15 protein-coding genes are annotated in these 17,570 nt (G+C 61.7%); 9 read left to right on the forward strand and 6 right to left on the reverse strand.

Annotated elements, in window-relative coordinates; genetic code table 11:
• Nucleotides 1-4 precede the first annotated feature (4 nt).
• The 4 genes from FIV35_RS05545 to dinG form a co-directional block, all read right to left on the reverse strand.
• A complete protein-coding gene (locus tag FIV35_RS05545; RefSeq protein ID WP_034137269.1) occupies nucleotides 5-1,183 on the reverse strand; it encodes an OmpA family protein in 1,179 nt (392 codons plus the stop codon).
• A gap of 142 nt (nucleotides 1,184-1,325) precedes the next feature.
• The gene (locus FIV35_RS05550; protein WP_034096282.1) at nucleotides 1,326-2,471 is read right to left on the reverse strand and encodes an EstA family serine hydrolase; all 1,146 of its coding nucleotides are present in this window, start codon (nucleotides 2,469-2,471) and stop codon (nucleotides 1,326-1,328) included.
• 82 nt (nucleotides 2,472-2,553) lie between these two features.
• Nucleotides 2,554-4,851 carry a beta-galactosidase gene (locus FIV35_RS05555; protein WP_034137268.1) on the reverse strand — a complete coding sequence of 766 codons (2,298 nt, stop codon included), beginning with the start codon at nucleotides 4,849-4,851 and terminating at the stop codon, nucleotides 2,554-2,556.
• 90 nt (nucleotides 4,852-4,941) lie between these two features.
• Nucleotides 4,942-7,086, reverse strand: a complete 2,145-nt coding sequence (gene dinG, locus FIV35_RS05560) for an ATP-dependent DNA helicase DinG (RefSeq protein WP_034096280.1) — start codon at nucleotides 7,084-7,086, stop codon at nucleotides 4,942-4,944.
• 99 nt (nucleotides 7,087-7,185) lie between these two features.
• On the opposite strand from dinG, the gene FIV35_RS05565 reads away from it, so the two are divergent.
• Entirely contained in the window at nucleotides 7,186-7,650 is a 465-nt protein-coding gene (locus FIV35_RS05565; protein ID WP_034137267.1) for a CopD family protein, read from the forward strand.
• 38 nt (nucleotides 7,651-7,688) lie between these two features.
• Here FIV35_RS05565 and FIV35_RS05570 read toward each other — a convergent pair whose 3' ends face one another.
• Together FIV35_RS05570 and FIV35_RS05575 are read right to left on the reverse strand one after the other, a co-directional pair.
• Nucleotides 7,689-8,447, reverse strand: a complete 759-nt coding sequence (locus FIV35_RS05570) for a collagen-like triple helix repeat-containing protein (RefSeq protein ID WP_034137266.1) — start codon at nucleotides 8,445-8,447, stop codon at nucleotides 7,689-7,691.
• 147 nt (nucleotides 8,448-8,594) lie between these two features.
• Nucleotides 8,595-9,290 (reverse strand): PA1041 family peptidoglycan-binding anchor lipoprotein, encoded by a 696-nt coding sequence (locus FIV35_RS05575; RefSeq protein ID WP_083377903.1) that lies wholly within the window; start codon nucleotides 9,288-9,290, stop codon nucleotides 8,595-8,597.
• A gap of 190 nt (nucleotides 9,291-9,480) precedes the next feature.
• Here FIV35_RS05575 and FIV35_RS05580 point away from each other — a divergent pair, with 190 nt between their 5' ends.
• From FIV35_RS05580 to FIV35_RS05615, 8 genes are all read left to right on the forward strand, one after another.
• Entirely contained in the window at nucleotides 9,481-9,978 is a 498-nt protein-coding gene (locus tag FIV35_RS05580; RefSeq protein WP_034137264.1) for a DUF6231 family protein, read from the forward strand.
• 5 nt (nucleotides 9,979-9,983) lie between these two features.
• Complete coding sequence (locus tag FIV35_RS05585) at nucleotides 9,984-10,454, forward strand: YchJ family protein (RefSeq protein ID WP_034137478.1); 471 nt, start codon at nucleotides 9,984-9,986, stop codon at nucleotides 10,452-10,454.
• 19 nt (nucleotides 10,455-10,473) lie between these two features.
• The gene (locus FIV35_RS05590) at nucleotides 10,474-10,956 is read left to right on the forward strand and encodes an LEA/WHy family protein (RefSeq protein WP_034137263.1); all 483 of its coding nucleotides are present in this window, start codon (nucleotides 10,474-10,476) and stop codon (nucleotides 10,954-10,956) included.
• Nucleotides 10,953-11,159, forward strand: coding sequence for an SEC-C metal-binding domain-containing protein (locus tag FIV35_RS05595; RefSeq protein WP_034137262.1), 207 nt, complete (start codon nucleotides 10,953-10,955; stop codon nucleotides 11,157-11,159). Before FIV35_RS05590 ends, FIV35_RS05595 begins: the two co-directional genes overlap by 4 nt.
• A gap of 162 nt (nucleotides 11,160-11,321) precedes the next feature.
• On the forward strand, nucleotides 11,322-13,763 hold the full coding sequence (locus tag FIV35_RS05600) for a penicillin acylase family protein (RefSeq protein WP_034137261.1): 2,442 nt from the start codon (nucleotides 11,322-11,324) through the stop codon (nucleotides 13,761-13,763).
• 147 nt (nucleotides 13,764-13,910) lie between these two features.
• Entirely contained in the window at nucleotides 13,911-14,915 is a 1,005-nt protein-coding gene (locus tag FIV35_RS05605; RefSeq protein WP_034137260.1) for a ligase-associated DNA damage response exonuclease, read from the forward strand.
• Entirely contained in the window at nucleotides 14,912-16,546 is a 1,635-nt protein-coding gene (locus tag FIV35_RS05610) for an ATP-dependent DNA ligase (protein WP_034137259.1), read from the forward strand. The genes FIV35_RS05605 and FIV35_RS05610 overlap by 4 nt, the downstream gene beginning before the upstream one ends.
• Before the next feature lie 202 nt (nucleotides 16,547-16,748).
• Nucleotides 16,749-17,528, forward strand: coding sequence for a transporter substrate-binding domain-containing protein (locus FIV35_RS05615; protein WP_027604451.1), 780 nt, complete (start codon nucleotides 16,749-16,751; stop codon nucleotides 17,526-17,528).
• Nucleotides 17,529-17,570 lie beyond the last annotated feature (42 nt).

A 17,570-nucleotide genomic window follows, 5' to 3' on the forward strand; every position in this document is an offset into this window, starting at 1 on the left:
CGGATCAGTTTTTCGCCTGGTCGTTGGTAGCCGGGGCAGCGGCCTTGGCTTTGGCTGGCGCAGGCTTCTTCGCGGCAGGCTTGGCGGGAGCCTTTTTGGCTGCAGGCTTGGCGGCGGCTTTCTTGGTAGCTGGTGCTTTCTTGGCCGGAGCCTTGGCAGCAGGAGCAGCCGGGGCTGGCGCGTTCTGCACTGCGACCATTTCAGCCACAGGCGGGGTTTTGCCCGAGTTGTACTTGCTCAACAGTGCCAGCATGGTGGTGCGCTGGGTAAACATGATTTCCATGCGACGGTTCAGAGCGCGGCCCTGGGTGCTGTCGTTGGCGGCGCGCGGCATCAGGTCGCCCATGCCACGCAGCATCAGGCGGTCCTGCTTGAGGCCGCTGAGGCTGAAGATCGAGGCGATGGACTGCGCACGCTCCTTGGTCAATGCCTGGCTGGCCGGGGCACTGCCGGTGGCATCAACGTGACCCAGCACCAGCACGGCGGTTTTGGGATCGGATTCAACCGCTTTGGCCACACGGGTAAAAGGCCCCAAAGTCACCGGCAACAACATCGCCGGGCGCTTGGGATTGTAGGAACCATCCACAGGGGCAATGACCACCAGCACGTTGTCGCGGCGTTCCAGTTGCAGGTTGCTGTCCTTGATGGCGGCACGCAGGCGCGGCTCATAGTCGTCCAACCAAGCCTGGGTGATTTTCGGATCGGGCATCTGCACGTTGGTCACATCGACCTTGGCCAGTGGCTTGGGCTTGCTTTCGAACGGCCACCACCAGTGAGTTTCAGTGTCGGCCTTGGCGACGGTCGGGGCCGGGGCCGGATCTGCGGCTTTGAGATCGGCTTTCAAGTCGGCCTTGGCATCGGCGGCCTTGGCATCAGCGGCCTTGGCATCGGTGTTCTTGGACGAAAATGGCCACCAGCTGGAACCGGTGTCGGCCTTGGCAACCGGTGCCGCAGTGGCAGGTGCAGGCGCAGCGGCAGCCGCGGTAGCCGGGGCGGCAGGCTTGGCGCCGGCGGCGGGTTTAGCGTCCGGTTTGGCATCGGTCTGGCTTACTGCGTCCTTGGCAGCCGTCTTATCCGATCCAAATGACCACCAATTCCCGCCTTCGGCATCATTTTGTGGAGTTTGTGCACATCCGGTAATAGTGAGGCAGAGCGCCAGAGCCAAGGACTTGTTCGATAACATGAGATATCCACAAAATGAGAAAAGAAACGGGGGTCTGGGTGACCCGTTAAACAGACGCTTACAGAACATTAAAGTTACATGATTTCGTTCAGCGCCTTTTATAGTTGCCTTTGTAACAAAAAATTGTGAAACGGCAAGGGTTTTACAGACAACCGGCCAATATTCTGACCAACTTCTGGGCACGCGGGTCCATAAGTACATAAGGGCCGAGTGTATTAGTCACGAAACCAAACGCTACATCATGTTCCGGATCGGCAAAACCCACCGAGCCGCCAGCCCCAGGATGGCCAAAAGCATGAGCGCCAAGGCCGAATGTAGCGTTGGGCAGTTGGGGTTGATCCAACATGCAGCCCAGGCCGAAGCGGGTTTGGGTCAATAAAGTTTTATCCGGTCCGATACTGTGTTCGCGAGTCAATTGTTCGAGCATGTCGGCTTCCAACAAACTACCGTCCAACAAACCACTATAAAAACCAGCCAGGCTACGTGCATTACCGTGACCATTTGCCGCTGGTTGCTGCATTCGCCGCCATTCGGGTTTATTAGTGCTGGTCAGAATAGACGGTGGGTTGGCAAATGCCCGCGCGGTCATGGAGGTAGGTTCACGCATCATTACTTGCAGTAAACGTTGCGCGGCTTCATCGCCCATATTGCCTTTGCTACGCGCTATATGAGCAACACGGTGAAACTGGTCATCGGCCAGCCCCACATGAAAGTCCAGCCCCAGCGGCTGCGCGACCCGCGCCACAATGGACTCGCCCGGCCCACGGCCATCGGCACGGCGCAGCAGTTCGCCCACCAGCCAGCCGTAGGTAATTGCCGCATAGCCATGGCCCTGGCCCGGTGTCCACCAAGGGGCCTCGGCGGCCAGGGTGTCGACCATCAGGTTCCAGTCATACAGCGCTTCGGCCGGCAGCATGTCGCGGATCGCCGGCAGCCCGGCCTGATGGCAGAGCAGTTGACGCAGGGTGATGCTTTCTTTGCCGGCCGCCGCGAACTCCGGCCAGTACCGGGCGACCGGTACGTCCAATTGCAACTTGCCCTCGGCCACCAATTGCAGGGCCGTGACGGCGGTAAAGGTTTTGGTGCAGGAGAACAGGTTGACGAGCGTGTCGCTGTGCCAGGCCTCAGCCCCATCCTTGTCGGCGGTACCGGCCCACAGGTCGACGACGCTCTCACCGCCGATCTGAATGCACAGCGCCGCGCCACGCTCTTGCGGGTCATCGAACAGTGCGGCAAAGGCTTCACGTACCGCTTCGAACTGGAGCTCGTAATGACCCTGAATCTGCACCTAAGTCCCCTCGTAAAGCGCCATAAAAAGTGGCCGACATTGTTCCAGCCCTTGTGGGGTTTGTGAACCCGTCAGCCTTGAATCAATGACCGTTTCCAGCATGACCGCCGGCATGCCCGGCGCCCTGCCCCGGGCCTTTGCCTTCATGCCCTGGGCGCCCGCCCCCCTTCTCCTGAGGGTTTGCGGCGGCAGAGGCCTTTTCCGCTTCCTTGCCCAGTTGCTCGACCGCCGCCAGGTTGCTCTTGCGCACGCTCTCGACAAAGCCCTGGAACGGCATATCGGTGATGCCCACCAGACCGAAATGACCGTTTTCACCGTCCAGCAAACGCCCGGTCACGGGTTGGTCCAGGTACTGAAACCAATGCACGCCGACAATCGACGGCTCGGCCATGGCTTGCTTGAGGAAGTTGGCATATGCCGCGCCACGATCCTCTTCCCTGGTAAGTTGCGTCACACCGCCCCAGAACGGCCCGCGATCGGCCGAGCCGAAGTTGAATTCGGTGATTAGCACCGGTTTATCCAGCGCACGCAAGGCGGCGAAGTCGTAACCGTCCTGGGGTTTGAGGGTGTACATATTGAAACTCAACACATCGCAATACTGGGCGCAGGACGCCACGGCCTCTGGCGTACTGACCGCAAAACGCCCGCCCAGCAGCAGTTGATTGGGGGCGTGCCATTTCAGCGAGTCGGAGATGGTCTTGAAGTACGCATCGGCGAAGGTTTTCTGGAAATATTTAAAGTCGGCCTCGATTTCGGGATGCACTGAGTTGGGCATCGGCGGCTCGAAGCCAGGGTCTTCCATCAGCTCCCAACCGGCCAGTTCGATCCCCCAGGCTTTCGATAGGCCTTGCTCGTTGCGGTATTTGTCGCGCAATTGCTTGAGGAACGCCCGCTTGGCCGGCACATCGGTGGTCATGCGTAAGGTGCCGTAGGCCAGGGCATAGCGGGCCTTCGGATCGTCACCGGGGCCGGCCCAGGCCAGTTCGTTATCGGCGAAGAAGCCAATCAGCCAGGGGTCGTCGCGATGGTCGCGGGCTGCGATGGCCACTGCACGTTCGGTGGCCATGGCAAAGCGCGGGTCGAACGGATCGGGCATGCCGCCCCACCAGTCGGTGCCAGTACTGATACTGGTGTAGTCGCCGACGATGGACAGCGGCAAGGTGTACGGCACACGGTCGGCGGTGGCCAGGTCCGGGTCGCTCCAATTGCCTACGGTGTTAAAGCCCCAGGCCTGCAGGCGGTCGAGGGTATGGCTGACCCAGCGTTTCTGGTCGAACCCTGCCGTGCCGTAGGCGCGTTCCAGGTTGGCGCCATAAAAATCGTACCAACGCCCAGCGCCGAAACTGCGACCCTCGCCCGAGCCGTTGCCGGTGCGGTGATCCGCGCTGCCGTAATACTTGTCGAAAGGCTCGCCGGCCTTGGGCAAGGCGGCGAACATCCATTCGCGGCCGGCCACGTAAGTCTGGCTGTTATCCGGGGCTACGGTGTTCACACCGAGGGAATAGAACGGATGCCCCTGGGGCGTTACCAGGTACCAGCGGCCGTCGCGTTTTTCGGTGCGGAAAAAGCCGCTGGCGGTGAAAGCCGGGCCTTTGTTCCAGCCGCCGTAAGGGTCCAGTGCGGATTTGTCCCGGGTGGCCAGCCAACCCTGCAATTGTTGCTGCTCCTTGACGGCGGCAGCCTTGAGCTGTTCGTCGCTGCTGACCTTTTCCGGCCAGCGCGCACGGGTGGATTGACCATAGGCATCCACCAGTTCGCTGTAGGCCGCTTTGATCAGCGGCTCCACATCCTGCACGCCGAAGCGCTCCACCAGGATGCTCTGGGCCACGTTGGGCTTGTGCATCGACACGGTCACCGAGACCACCTGGCTGCGGTCGATCTCGCCGGCGCTGCTGGCCAGCAGCACACGTTGGCCGTTCACACTGATCGGCATCGGTGGGCCGGCCTTCATGCCCTGGCTCAGTGGGGAATTGGCTTGCAGCGGGATCAGCAAGGTCTGGGCAGGACCGGCCGGCAGGTCGATGCGGCTGGTCAACGTGCGGCCATCATTGCTTTGCACCTTGACGTACAGGGTCAACGCCCAGTCCATGGCGCTCTGGATACGCAGGCTCACGGCTCCGGACTGCGACCAGTCCCACGCTCCGCTTTGCGGGCTGAGCACCAGGCTCGGTTCGGCCGCCGGGTTGAAGGTGACGCGGCGCAGCACCTCGCCTTCGGGCGTTTGCTCGGCATTGTATTGGGGCAGGCTGGCGTCCTGGGTCGCCACCTTGACCACATCGGCAGGTCGGACGAAGTTGAACAGTGTTTGTTGCCCATCTGGCGCGGCCATTAAAGGCGCCGCGAACAGCAAGGCAAAAAGAGCGGGCAGCGTGCGAATCATACGAGCAAGGTTCTCCCTGACGGCCGATGGATGGCCTGTGATGACGGTGACGAGATAGACCACAAAGTGGGCGAATTCGCCCACGGTGGCTTAAGAAATTTCGCGCCGGAACGGCGGCAACGCATTAAGGATAGCCTTGCCATAGCGTTGGGTGACCAGACGCCGGTCAAGCAAGGTGATGGTGCCCCGGTCCTGTTCGGTTCGCAGTAGGCGACCGCAGGCCTGCACCAGCTTCAGCGAGGCATCCGGCACCGAGATCTCCATGAACGGGTTGCCGCCCCGCGCTTCGATCCACTCGGCCAGCGCCGCTTCGACCGGATCATCCGGCACCGAGAACGGGATCTTGGCGATCACGACGTGCTCGCAATAGGCCCCCGGCAAGTCCACACCCTCGGCGAAACTCGCCAGGCCGAACAACACGCTGGAATCACCACCGTCCACCCGCGCCTTGTGCTTGTTGAGGGTTTCCTGCTTGGACAGGTTGCCCTGGATAAACACCTGCTTGCGCCAGTCGCGGTCCAGGCCGTCGAACACGTCCTGCATCTGCTTGCGTGATGAAAACAGCACCAGGGTGCCCCGGGAGCCTTCGACCAGCTCCGGCAGGTCGCGGATGATCGCCGCGGTGTGGGCCGCCGCGTCCCGTGGGTCGGCCCTGAGGTCCGGCACCCGCAGCACGCCGGCGTCGGCATGGTGGAACGGGCTCGGCACCACGGCGGTAACGGCCTTTTTCGGCAACCCGGCGCGCATGCGGAAACGATCGAACGTGCCCAGCGCGGTCAGGGTGGCCGATGTCACCAAGGCACCGTAGGCCACATTCCACAGGTTGCGCCGCAGCATCTCGGCGGCCAGGATCGGGCTGGCGTTGACCTCGATATCGAACAGGGCGCCGCTTTCGGCCAGGGTCAGCCAACGCGCCATGGGCGGGTTGTCTTCCGGGTCTTCGACGGTGAAGGCGGTCCACAACTCCCAGTTGCCCTGGGCACGGGACAGCAGGCTGCCGAACAGCGGATACCACTCCTCGGCCTGGTTGCTGGCGATGCCGATATTGACCTCGCCATCCATGCCTTCCTTGAGCAGGTCGGTGAGGCGGGTGAACAGATCGGTCAGGCGTGAAAAGCCCTTCTTCAACTCGATGCCCATTTCGCGCATGTGCTCGGGAATCAGACCGCCGACGAAGCGGTGACGTGGCCGCTCGCGGCCTTCCACGTCTTCGCCCGGCTTGAAGTCGGCCACCTGCTCGCAGGCGCTGAACATGAACTGCTGCTGGGTCTTGATCTCCCGCGCCAGCTCCGGCACCTGTTCGATCAGCTTGCCCAGGTCGCCGGGCAGCGGGTGTTGGGCCAGCAGCTTGGTGAGGTTCTTGGCGGTGGATTCCAGCCAATCGGCAGTGGAACGCAGCCGCGTGTAATGGGCGAAGTGGCCGATGGCCTTGTCGGGCAGGTGGTGGCCTTCGTCGAAGACGTACAGTGTGTCGCGCGGATCGGGCAACACCGCTCCGCCGCCCAATGCCAGGTCGGCCAGCACCATGTCGTGGTTGGTGACGATCACGTCGACCTTGCCCATGCCCTCGCGAGCCTTATAGAAGGCGCATTGACCGAAGTTCGGGCAATGACGGTTGGTGCACTGGCTGTGATCGGTGGTCAGGCGTGCCCAGTCGGCATCCTCCAGGGCAGTGGGCCAACTGTCGCGGTCGCCGTCCCACTTATTGCCGGCCAGTTTTTCGATCATGCTGGTAAATAGCTTCTGGCTGGCCTCATCGACTTCGATCTTGAAGCCTTCTTCTTCGAACAGCTGCGCGGTGGCGGTTTGCGCGTGACCTTCCTGCAACAGCACGTCTAGCTTGGACAGGCACATATAGCGGCCACGCCCTTTGGCCAGGGCGAACGTGAAGTTCAGGCCGCTGTTGCGCATCAGGTCGGGCAGGTCCTTGTAGACGATTTGCTCTTGCAGGGCGACCGTGGCGGTGGCGATTACCAGGCGTTTACCGGCGGCCTTGGCAGTTGGGATCGCGGCCAAGCTGTAGGCCACGGTCTTGCCGGTGCCGGTGCCGGCCTCGACGGCCACGACCGCTGGCTCGCCTTCGCGGCGGCCTTCGTCGTCGGTGTCGATATCCCCGAGGACTTTTGCCACTTCGGCGATCATCAGGCGTTGGCCGTAGCGCGGTTTCAAGCTCTTGGCTTCGAGAAAACGCGTGTAGGCGCCCTGGATCGTGGTTTTGAGTTCAGTGCTGATCATGAATAGTCGGGCGCAAAAAACGCTGGATAAATTTTCAGTGGTTCGGATCGGCGGCTATCATACCCCGCTAATTAATCCCGCGCAGAACGGAGTACCGCAATGACCGTCTTTAGCCTCGCTTACACCCTGCATGTCTTGGCCGCCCTGGTGTGGGTCGGCGGTATGTTTTTCGCCTGGATGATCCTGCGCCCCGCCGCTGTGGCGGCACTTGAAGGCCCTGCCCGGCTCAAGTTGTGGGCTAATGTGTTTCAACGTTTTTTCGTGTGGGTCTGGGTGGCGGTGCTGATTTTGCCGATCAGCGGTGTCGGCCTGTTGCATCTGCGCTTCAATGGGTTTGAAACCGCGCCACGTTATGTGCAGGTGATGATGGGCCTGTATCTGGTGATGACCGCATTGTTTATCCGCATCCAGGCGTTGAAATTCCCGGCGCTGCGCACGGCGGTGGCGGCCGAGGACTGGCCGGCGGGCGCCACGGCCCTGGGGCAGATTCGCACATTGGTGGGGATCAACTTGATCGTGGGGCTGCTGGTGGTGGCGATTGCTTCGGCGCGACCGATGTTCTAAACGGCAAGCCTGGGCTTGCCGATTGAGGTGGGGGCACGTCAGAGCCGTTCAATAGTGACGGCACCCGCCGGCCCGGCCGGCCCTGGCTGCCCTTCCAAGCCTGGGCGGCCTTTTTCGCCGCCATCGGCGCGGTACACCAAACAACCCTTGGATTGCCCGCCCTTACCCGGTTTGCCAGCCGTGCCCGCCAGGCCGCCCGGGCCGCCATCGACCCACACCTTGATCTGCTGGGCCGGAAAGTCTTTCGGCAACTGCACTCGCACCTGCGCACCCGACGCGCCTGGCAAGCCATCGCCGCCGTTATCGCCATTGGCGCCGCGCCCAGCCGCGCCCCAGGTGCAGCCGGGGTCTTCGCCGTTGGCACCATCCAGACCGGCGTAGCCTTGGGCTCCGGCACCGCCACGGGCATCCACCGAGAGTTCTTCAGCTGTCAGGGCATTGATGCGCAAATTCAGGTCACGTCCGGGCTTAGCAGGTTTTTCGTGAGTGCCGGGAGCGCCGCGCGAGGTGATCTGACTGCCGTGATCCAATTGCGCATGGCGCACCTGCAATTGCAGCGCGGTGTTGCCGGGCACAATGGCGATGCGCGCGTCGCGGCCCAGGTGCAGCTCGTCCACGCTGACCTGGCTGATGGTGGCCGGCACCAGCAAGGTGCCATAGTCCGCCACGTCCAGGCGCTCCAACTGCAACACACTGGTGCTGCTGGGCAGGCGCATCAGTGAGTTGGTTTCCACACTGACGCTCTGGGCCAGGGCAATGGGGCTGACCAACAGGGCCAACAGAAAAACCTTACGCATCATGGGGCTCCTGAGTGTTTTCAAATTTTTCTTTGGACGCACAGTAACGACTTCTACCGGCGCTTTGCCAGTGAAGGATCAAAAAACTTGAGAACGCAGCGATGCAGATCGGCAATGCCCCTGTGGGTCCCACAGGGGCAAGGGCTGTCAGCGGTTGATTTGGATTTCCGTACGGCGATTCAGCGCACGACCTTCGGCCGTTTTATTGTCGGCGACTGGGTGGCTCTCGCCCGCCCCGGTGACCGAGACAAAACTGCTGCGCGGCACGCCGGCACTGATCAGGTATTCGGTGACCGAATGGGCGCGTTTTTCCGAGAGTTTCTGGTTGTAAGCATCTTTACCGACACTGTCGGTGTGCCCGCTGACACGCAACTGGGCGTTCGGTGCTTCCTGTTTAAGGCGCGTGGCAATGGTGTCGAGATTGGTTTTATCCGCTGCCGTCAACTTGGCCGAATCGAATTGGAAGTGTACGTCGCGAATCACGATGGTTTCTTCCTTGACCACCACCACTTCCTCGACCACTGCTGCTTGCGGCGCGGGCGGGCAGCCATTGGCATCGACCTGCACGCCTTTAGGGGTGCCGGGGCACTTGTCGCGGCTGTCCGGCACGCCGTCGCCATCCTCGTCGCCATCGCCATGCACCCAGCAATAGGCGCCGGCCAGACCACCGACCAGCAACGCACCGCCGCCGGCCCATGACGAACTTTCGGTGGCGCCCAACGCCGCGCCTGTCACACCGCCTACGGCGGCACAGGTGGGCCAGTCGGTTTTTTGCAAGCCTGCGCAACCTGTCAATACTCCGGTTAGCAGAACCAAGGGTAGAGCTGTCCGCATGATGCTCATCTGATTTCTCCTGAGGGGATCGGCGAAGGCCGATGGATGCAGTTAAGACCGCTCTTTTCAACTGCGCCACTGCGTCACACCCCCGTATTTATTAAGGATGAGGGCTCAGCCGGGACTTTTCTCCACCACCCGCTCTAGGCCCGCACGTTCAGCCGCGCTAGTCTCTAGGGTTCTGATGTGAGGATCTGTGATGACCGCTGGTAATTCTGCCCGTACACCCCAGCAAGCCCTGGCTGCCTTGCTCGACCTGCACTCGCCCCAACGCCTGTTGGTGCTGGGCGCCAGCCGGTTCCCGGCACTGGACGCTTTTGAAAAGGCGCATCCGCAGAGCCAGGTGTCCTTCGCCGCGCCCGGCGCGCTGCCCGCAGACCTGGCCGCCCAGCGTTTTGACCTGGCGCTGGTGGTCGATTGCCTGGAGCACCTGTCAAAACCGCAAGGGCTGACCCTGCTCGGCGGCATCCGCAACCTCAATGCCAGCCGCATCGCCGTGCTGGTGGACCTGGCCGCCTGCGACTGGAAGGACACTGACTTCTTCTCCCTGGCACTACAGGCCGGCGAGCGTTTCCAGCGCGACGAGCAGGTGTTGACCCTGTTCACCTACGATCTGCTTGACTATAAACAGGTGCCCGACTGGCTCAACGCCCGGTTCTGGGCCAACCCGGAAAATTTCGGAAAGTATTGGTGGTGATCCCGATGAGTACATCCATTTGCCCCTGCGGTAGCGGCAACCTGCTGGATGCCTGCTGCGGCCATTATCACGCCGGCCACCCGGCACCTTGCGCCACCGCGTTGATGCGTTCGCGCTACAGCGCCTACGTCCTGGGCCTGGTGGACTATCTGGTGGCCACCACTCTGCCTGCGCAACAGGCCGGCCTGGACCGCGAAGCCATCGCCGCGTGGAGCGCCCAAAGCACCTGGTTGGGTCTCGAAGTGGAAAGCTCCGAAGTGTTCGGCGGGCAGCCGGAACACGCATTCGTGACCTTTACCGCACGCTGGCACGACAGCACCGGCGAACATAGCCACCGCGAGCAGTCTTCTTTCGTACAGAATGACGGGCGCTGGTACTTCATTGATCCTACGGTGCAAATCAAAGCCAGTCGCAACGATGCCTGCCTGTGCGGCAGCGGGCAGAAATTCAAGAAGTGTTGTTCCAGCTACCTTTAACCCTTACAGGACTGACGCCATGCTCCGGATATACAGCTTGATGCTGGCGTTGACCCTCGGCCTGAGCGGTTGCGCATCGTGGTTCGAAGACGATTCGCCAGCGCCTCATGTTTCCCTGGTGAAGGTGGAGGTGGTGCGCGCCAAACTGCTTGAGCAGAAATTCAAACTGTTCTTTCGCGTGGACAACCGCGATGACGATGACCTGACCGTGCGCGGCCTGATCTATAAGGTGACCTTGGGTGATTTTGTGTTGACCGAGGGCGAATCCAATGAATGGTTGACGGTCCCGCCGCGCAGCCATGCGGTGTTCAAAGTCACGGTGCGCACCAACCTCTGGCCGCAGATCCGCGATGTGGTGCAGATGCTGAAAAACCCGGACAGACCGGTGCCCTACCGCCTCGAAGGCGAACTGAAAACCGGATTATTCATCGGTTATGACGTGCAGGTGAACCACAATGGCGAGATAATCCCCGGCGATTTTATTCCGGAGCGACATCAATGACTCAGCAACCCCATGTCCATGGTCCTGACTGCAACCACGATCACGATCACGATCATCATGATCACGACCACGGCCATGTCCACGGCCCGAACTGCGGCCACGCTCACCAAGAGCCGGTGCGCAATGCCCTGAAGGACGTTGGTCGCAACGATCCTTGCCCGTGCGGCAGTGAGAAAAAATTCAAGAAGTGCCACGGCGCCTGATCGCGACCCATGACATTCGCTTGACCCCGTGGGAGGACGCCCAGCGCCTCCCACACTGTTTTGCCCCAGGCTTACGCAATTACACAACTCCTGCTTGCGTCGTTTCACCGCGCTCACTAACGTAGCGCCTTTACTGACGCTACCCCCCGCAGGAGCTTTGCCATGGCCTCGCCAGCCCTCTCACATTTTCTTCCCCGGTTCGGCGTTGCCGCGGCAGTTGCCAGTGCATTGAGCCTGGCTGGTTGCCAACTCCAAAGCACCCAAGACACCTTGCCGCCGGTGGCCGGCGTGCAGCCCATCAAGGGTCTGGCGCAGAATGTGTCGGTACGCCGCAATGCCCAAGGCATGCCGCTGATCGAAAGCAACACCTTCCACGATGCGCTGTTCAGCCTCGGTTACGTGCACGCCAGCGACCGCATCCAGCAGATGGTCACCCTGCGCCTGCTGGCCCAGGGCCGTCTGGCGGAAATGTCGGGGCCTGAGGTGCTGGACGTGGACCGCTTTATGCGGGCGGTCAACCTGAAAAAAAGCGCCGGCGAGTTGTATAACGCCTCATCGCCGCGCCTCAAGCGCTTCTTCGAGGTGTACGCCCGCGGCGTCAACGCCTATCTGTTCCGTTATCGCGACAAGCTGCCGCCGGATCTGGCCCACACCGGCTACAAGCCCGAGTACTGGAAACCGGAAGATTCCGCGCTGCTGTTCTGCCTGCTCAATTTCAGCGAGTCGGCCAACCTGCAGGAAGAACTGGGCTCCTTGGTGCTGGGGCAAAAAGTCGGCGTCGATAAACTTGCCTGGCTCACGCCGAGCGCGCCCGACGAGCCGATCCCGCTGGCCGAAGCCGACAAACTCAAGGGCATCAACCTGGGCCAGATCACCGGTCTGGCGGGGTTGGATGCGGTCAGTCAGCAGTTGAGCAGCCTCAATGCACTGGCGGTCACCACTTCAAGCAACTGGGCCATCGGCCCGCAACGCAGCCGCGCCGGCAAAAGCCTGCTGGCCAACGACTTGGCGGCGCAGCCACAGGCACCGTCGCCATGGAGCTACGTGCAGATTCGCGCACCTAAGTACCAGGCAGTGGGCGTCTCGATTGCCGGCCTGCCTACGCTGCTGTCCGGGTTCAACGGCAAGGTGGCGTGGAGCATGAGCGCGGTCAAGGGCGACACCCAGGACCTGTTCCTGGAAAAGGTCAAACGCCAGGGCAGCGCGCTTTACTACGAAAACAACGGAAAATGGCTACCTGCCGGGATGCGTAACGAAACCTTCTTCATCAAGGGCCAACGCTCGATCCGCGAAGTCGTCTACGAAACCCGCCACGGTGCCCTGCTCAATAGCAGCCAGGCCTTGACCAGCGGTTTGGGCTTGGCCTTGCAAAGCGCCGACTTCAAAGACGACAAGAGCCTGGACGCCTTCTTCGACCTGTCGCGCGCGCAGAATGCCGGCAAAGCCTCGGACGCCACCCGGGAAATCCGCGCAATCGCCTTGAACATGATCTTCGCCGACGCCAGCAATATCGGCTGGCAGGTCACCGGTCGCTTCCCCAATCGCCGCGAAGGTGAAGGGCTACTGCCGTCGCCGGGCTGGGATGGGCGCTTCGACTGGGACGGCTACGCCGATGCCATGCTGCACCCCTATGACCAGGACCCGGCCCAAGGCTGGATCGGCACCGCCAACCAGCGCACTGCACCGCGCGGCTATGGCATGCAATTGTCCAACACCTGGGATGCCCCTGAGCGCAGCGAACGCCTGGCGCAATTGGCCAATGCCGGCAAGCATGACAGTCGCAGCCTGATCGCCATGCAGTACGACCAAACCACCCCCTTCGCCGCCAAACTCAAGAGCATGTTCCAGGCGCCAGGCATGGCTCAGCCGCTCAAGCAGGCGATCGAGGCGTTACCCGCTGCCGAGCAGGCCAAGGCCCGCGAAGCCCTGACCCGCCTGATGGCCTTCGATGGTCGCCTGGTATCGACCTCCGCCGATGCTGCGCTCTATGAACTGTTCCTACAGGAAAGTACGCGGCAGATCTTCCTCGACGAACTCGGCCCGGAAACCAGCGCCAGCTGGAAAGCCTTTGTGAGCAACGCGCGTTTGTCCTACTCCGCCCAGGCCGACCACCTGCTGGGCCGTGAAGACAGCCCATTCTGGGACGATGTGCGCACCGCGCAGAAAGAAGACAAACCGGCGATCCTCGCGCGCAGCCTGGCGGCCGCCATCACCGCCGGCGACAGCCAACTGGGTGCGGACCACAAGGCCTGGCAGTGGGGCAAATTGCACAGCACCACCTGGAAAAACGCCCAGGGCCAAGTGATCCGTGGGCCGCTGGCCAGTGGCGGCGATCACAACACCTTGAACCCGGCGCCCTACAGCTGGGGCCAGGATTTCAACACCACCCAGGTACCGGCGCTGCGCATGATCGTCGACTTCGGCCAGGCGGAACCGATGATGGGCCAGGGCGGCATCGGCCAATCCGGCAACCCGGTCAGCCCGCACTACGCCAACGGCATTGACGCGGCGCTCAAGGCGCAATACCTGAGTTTCCCGATGCAACCACAGAACTTCGACAAGGTGTATGGCAAGACCCGCCTGACCCTCACCCCAGGCAAGTAAACGCTGCAAAATGCAAGAGGGGGCTTGTTGTGGTGAGGCGGCTCACCCCAGCAAGCCTGCTCAGTGTCGAACGTCCCATGCACTCAGATAGAACTTCTGCGTTCGCCCCTGCCTCATAAGTAACAAGCCCACCTCCCCGGTCACCCCATGGACCTTGTCATCGCCCGCCCGGAAGGCCTTTATTGCCCCGCCGGAGATTTCTACATTGACCCCTGGCGCCCGGTGGAACGGTCGGTTATCACCCACGCCCACGGCGATCACGCCCGCACCGGCAACACCCATTACCTTGCGGCAGCGCCCGGCGAAGGCATCCTGCGCTCGCGCCTGGGCCAGGACATCAACCTGCAGACCCTGCCCTACGGCGAACGCCTGGTGCACCACGGCGTGACCCTGAGTTTCCATCCCGCCGGACATGTGCTCGGTTCCGCCCAGGTACGCCTCGAATACCAGGGCGAAGTCTGGGTAGCCTCTGGTGACTACAAAGTCGAACCCGACGGCACCTGCGCGCCGTTCGAACCGGTGCGATGCCACACGTTTATCACCGAATCCACCTTCGGCCTGCCGATCTACCGCTGGCAGCCCCAGGCGCAGATCTTTGCGGGAATCAATGAGTGGTGGCGTGGGAATATCGCCAACGGCAAGGCCAGCGTGCTGTTTTGTTACTCCTTCGGCAAAGCCCAGCGCATCCTGCATGGTATCGACGCCAGCATCGGCCCGATCCTCAGCCACGGCGCGGTCGAGCCATTGAACCGGGTGTATCGCGACGCCGGCATCTATATCCCGGAGACGCTATACGCCGGCGATTTCAAGAAAAACGACCCGTTGCTGCGCCAGGCGCTGATCATCGCGCCGCCTTCTGCCGGCGGTAGCACCTGGATACGCCGCTTCGGCGACTACAGCGATGCCTTTGCCAGCGGTTGGATGCGCCTGCGCGGCACCCGTCGGCGGCGTGGGGTGGACCGCGGTTTTGTGCTGTCGGACCATGCCGACTGGCCCGGCTTGTTGTGGGCCATCGAGCAAACCGGGGCCGAACGGGTGATGGTCACCCACGGTTCCGTCGGCGTGTTGGTGCGTCACCTGCGCGAAAAAGGCCTGGATGCCCAAGGGTTCACCACCGAATATGGGGACGATGAAGAAGAGGTCACGGCATGAAGGCCTTCGCCGAGTTGTACGCCAACCTCGACGCCACCACCTCCAGCAACGCCAAGCTCGCCGCCTTGCAGGGCTATTTCCGCCAGGCGCCGCCAGCCGACGCCGCGTGGGCGGTGTATTTCCTTTCCGGTGGGCGCCCACGGCAGTTGGTGCCGACGCGGCTGCTACGCGACATGGCCACTGAGGCTTCGGGCATCGAACCCTGGCTGTTCGAAGAAAGTTACCAATCGGTAGGCGACCTGGCCGAGACAATTTCCCTGCTGTTGCCAGAATCGACCTACACCTCCGAGGACGGCCTGGCGGTGTGGCTGGAAGAAAAACTGCTGCCCTTGCGCGGCCTGCCGCCGACGGAACTGGCCGAACGCTTGCCGGCGCTGTGGGCGCAACTGGATCAACCGAGTTTGATGCTGTGTATCAAGCTGATCACCGGCAGTTTCCGCGTGGGCGTTTCGAAACTGCTGGTCACCCGCGCCCTGGCCGCGATGGCCGAGTTGGACAGCAAACGGGTGGCGCAGCGGTTGGTGGGTTACACCGACTTGTCCAACCGTCCTACAGCCGAGGGTTATCTCAAGCTGATCGCCGCCGAATCGTCCGACGAACACGCGCAGCGTGGCGGGCAACCGTATCCGTTTTTTCTGGCCCATGGCCTGGCGCAACCGGTGGAGCAGTTCGACGCCCTGCTGGGCTCCCCCGCCGACTGGCAGGTGGAATGGAAGTGGGACGGCATTCGCGCGCAAGTGGTCAAGCGCGAGGGGCGCCTGTGGGTCTGGTCCCGCGGTGAGGAACTGGTGACCGAGCGTTTTCCGGAGCTGCATGCGCTGGTCAGTGGTCTGCCGGATGGTACGGTGATCGACGGTGAGATCGTGGTGTGGAAGGACGCGGTGCAACCCTTCGCCCTGCTGCAACAGCGGATCGGTCGCAAGACCTTGAGCAAAAAAGTCCTGGAGGACGCGCCAGTGGCAGTGCTCGCCTATGACCTGCTGGAGCACCAGGGCGACGATTGGCGCAACCATTCCCAAGCCGAACGCCGCGCACAGTTGGAGCAGGTAATCGCACAGTGCAACCAACCGGTGCTACTGCCCTCGCCGCTGTTGACGGGCAGGACTTGGCAGGACTTGGCCCGGCAACGTGAAGACTCCCGCAAACTGGGGGTGGAAGGCATGATGCTCAAGGCGCGCGACGGCCTCTACGGCGTGGGCCGCACCAAAGACATGGGCGTGTGGTGGAAGTGGAAGGTCGATCCGTTCAGCGTCGACGCGGTATTGATCTACGCCCAGCGCGGCCACGGCCGACGCGCCAGCCTCTACAGCGACTACACCTTTGCGGTGTGGGATGGGCCGCCAGGCAGCGAGCGCACCCTGGTGCCGTTTGCCAAAGCCTATTCCGGGCTGACCGATGAAGAAATGCGCAAAGTCGACGCCATTGTGCGCAAGACCACCGTGGAAAAATTCGGCCCGGTCAGCAGCGTGACGCCGAGCATGGTGTTCGAGCTGGGCTTCGAGGGCATCGCCCTGTCCAAACGCCACAAAAGCGGAATTGCGGTGCGGTTTCCGCGGATGCTGCGGTGGCGCCAGGATAAACACGTGGAAGACGCCGACAACCTCGGCACCTTGCAAGACCTGCTGAGCTGAGCCCCATCACCCAAAATGGTGCATTGAAAAATCGATGCCCATTTTTGGGCATCTCCTACACTCACAACGCCACCTTCTTGCCTTTTAAAACGCTCATTCGGAACTATGGTGCAGAAATTGCTACTTGGGATCCGTCTGACACCGTTCAGTAACAGTCCTAATCGCGCCACAAGCGCTTATCTTGGTTTCAAGGGATTACATAATGAAAAAAGCATTGCTGACCCTTTCTGCACTGGCTCTGTGCATGGCCGCCGGTACCGCGTTGGCCAAGGAATACAAGGAATTGCGTTTTGGTGTCGACCCGTCCTACGCACCGTTCGAATCCAAGGCAGCCGACGGCAGCCTGGTGGGCTTCGATATCGACCTGGGCAATGCCATCTGTGCCGAGCTGAAGGTCAAGTGCAAATGGGTCGAAAGTGATTTCGACGGCATGATTCCGGGCCTGAAAGCCAATAAGTTCGACGGCGTGATTTCGTCCATGACCGTGACCCCGGTGCGTGAGAAAGCCATCGACTTCTCCAGCGAACTGTTCTCCGGCCCAACCTCACTGGTATTCAAGAAAGGCGCGGGCTACTCGACGCCGGAATCCCTCAAGGGCAAATCGGTAGGCTATGAGCAAGGCACCATTCAGGAAGCCTACGCCAAGGCGGTACTGGATAAAGCCGGTGTGACCACCAAGGCCTATGCTAACCAGGACCAAGTGTATGCCGACCTGACTTCCGGCCGCCTCGACGCTTCGGTGCAAGACATGCTGCAAGCCGAACTGGGCTTTTTGAAGTCGCCAGCCGGCGCCGGCTATGAAGTCAGCGCGGCCATCGACGACCCTCTGCTGCCGTCCAAAACCGCCATCGGTATCAAAAAAGGTAACACTGAGCTGAAGGCCCTTTTGGATAAAGGTATCAAAGCGTTACACGATGATGGCACCTACGCCACCATCCAGAAGAAACACTTTGGCGATCTGAACCTGTACAGCGGCAAATAATGCCTGGGGCGCCCCTGGGTTTGCAGGGGCGCTTTTTTATCG

The sequence above is a fragment of the Pseudomonas rhodesiae genome, from assembly GCF_007858255.1.
GTDB classification, from domain to species: Bacteria; Pseudomonadota; Gammaproteobacteria; order Pseudomonadales; family Pseudomonadaceae; genus Aquipseudomonas; species Aquipseudomonas rhodesiae.

Coding starts and splice junctions, on each gene's coding strand:
- FIV35_RS05545 (WP_034137269.1), bottom strand. CDS start 1,183: ATGTTATCGAACAAGTCCTTGGCTCTGGCGCTCTGCCTCACTATTACC.
- FIV35_RS05555 (WP_034137268.1), bottom strand. CDS start 4,851: ATGATTCGCACGCTGCCCGCTCTTTTTGCCTTGCTGTTCGCGGCGCCT.
- dinG (WP_034096280.1), bottom strand. CDS start 7,086: ATGATCAGCACTGAACTCAAAACCACGATCCAGGGCGCCTACACGCGT.
- FIV35_RS05565 (WP_034137267.1), top strand. CDS start 7,186: ATGACCGTCTTTAGCCTCGCTTACACCCTGCATGTCTTGGCCGCCCTG.
- FIV35_RS05570 (WP_034137266.1), bottom strand. CDS start 8,447: ATGCGTAAGGTTTTTCTGTTGGCCCTGTTGGTCAGCCCCATTGCCCTG.
- FIV35_RS05575 (WP_083377903.1), bottom strand. CDS start 9,290: ATGAGCATCATGCGGACAGCTCTACCCTTGGTTCTGCTAACCGGAGTA.
- FIV35_RS05580 (WP_034137264.1), top strand. CDS start 9,481: ATGACCGCTGGTAATTCTGCCCGTACACCCCAGCAAGCCCTGGCTGCC.
- FIV35_RS05585 (WP_034137478.1), top strand. CDS start 9,984: ATGAGTACATCCATTTGCCCCTGCGGTAGCGGCAACCTGCTGGATGCC.
- FIV35_RS05590 (WP_034137263.1), top strand. CDS start 10,474: ATGCTCCGGATATACAGCTTGATGCTGGCGTTGACCCTCGGCCTGAGC.
- FIV35_RS05595 (WP_034137262.1), top strand. CDS start 10,953: ATGACTCAGCAACCCCATGTCCATGGTCCTGACTGCAACCACGATCAC.
- FIV35_RS05600 (WP_034137261.1), top strand. CDS start 11,322: ATGGCCTCGCCAGCCCTCTCACATTTTCTTCCCCGGTTCGGCGTTGCC.
- FIV35_RS05605 (WP_034137260.1), top strand. CDS start 13,911: ATGGACCTTGTCATCGCCCGCCCGGAAGGCCTTTATTGCCCCGCCGGA.
- FIV35_RS05610 (WP_034137259.1), top strand. CDS start 14,912: ATGAAGGCCTTCGCCGAGTTGTACGCCAACCTCGACGCCACCACCTCC.
- FIV35_RS05615 (WP_027604451.1), top strand. CDS start 16,749: ATGAAAAAAGCATTGCTGACCCTTTCTGCACTGGCTCTGTGCATGGCC.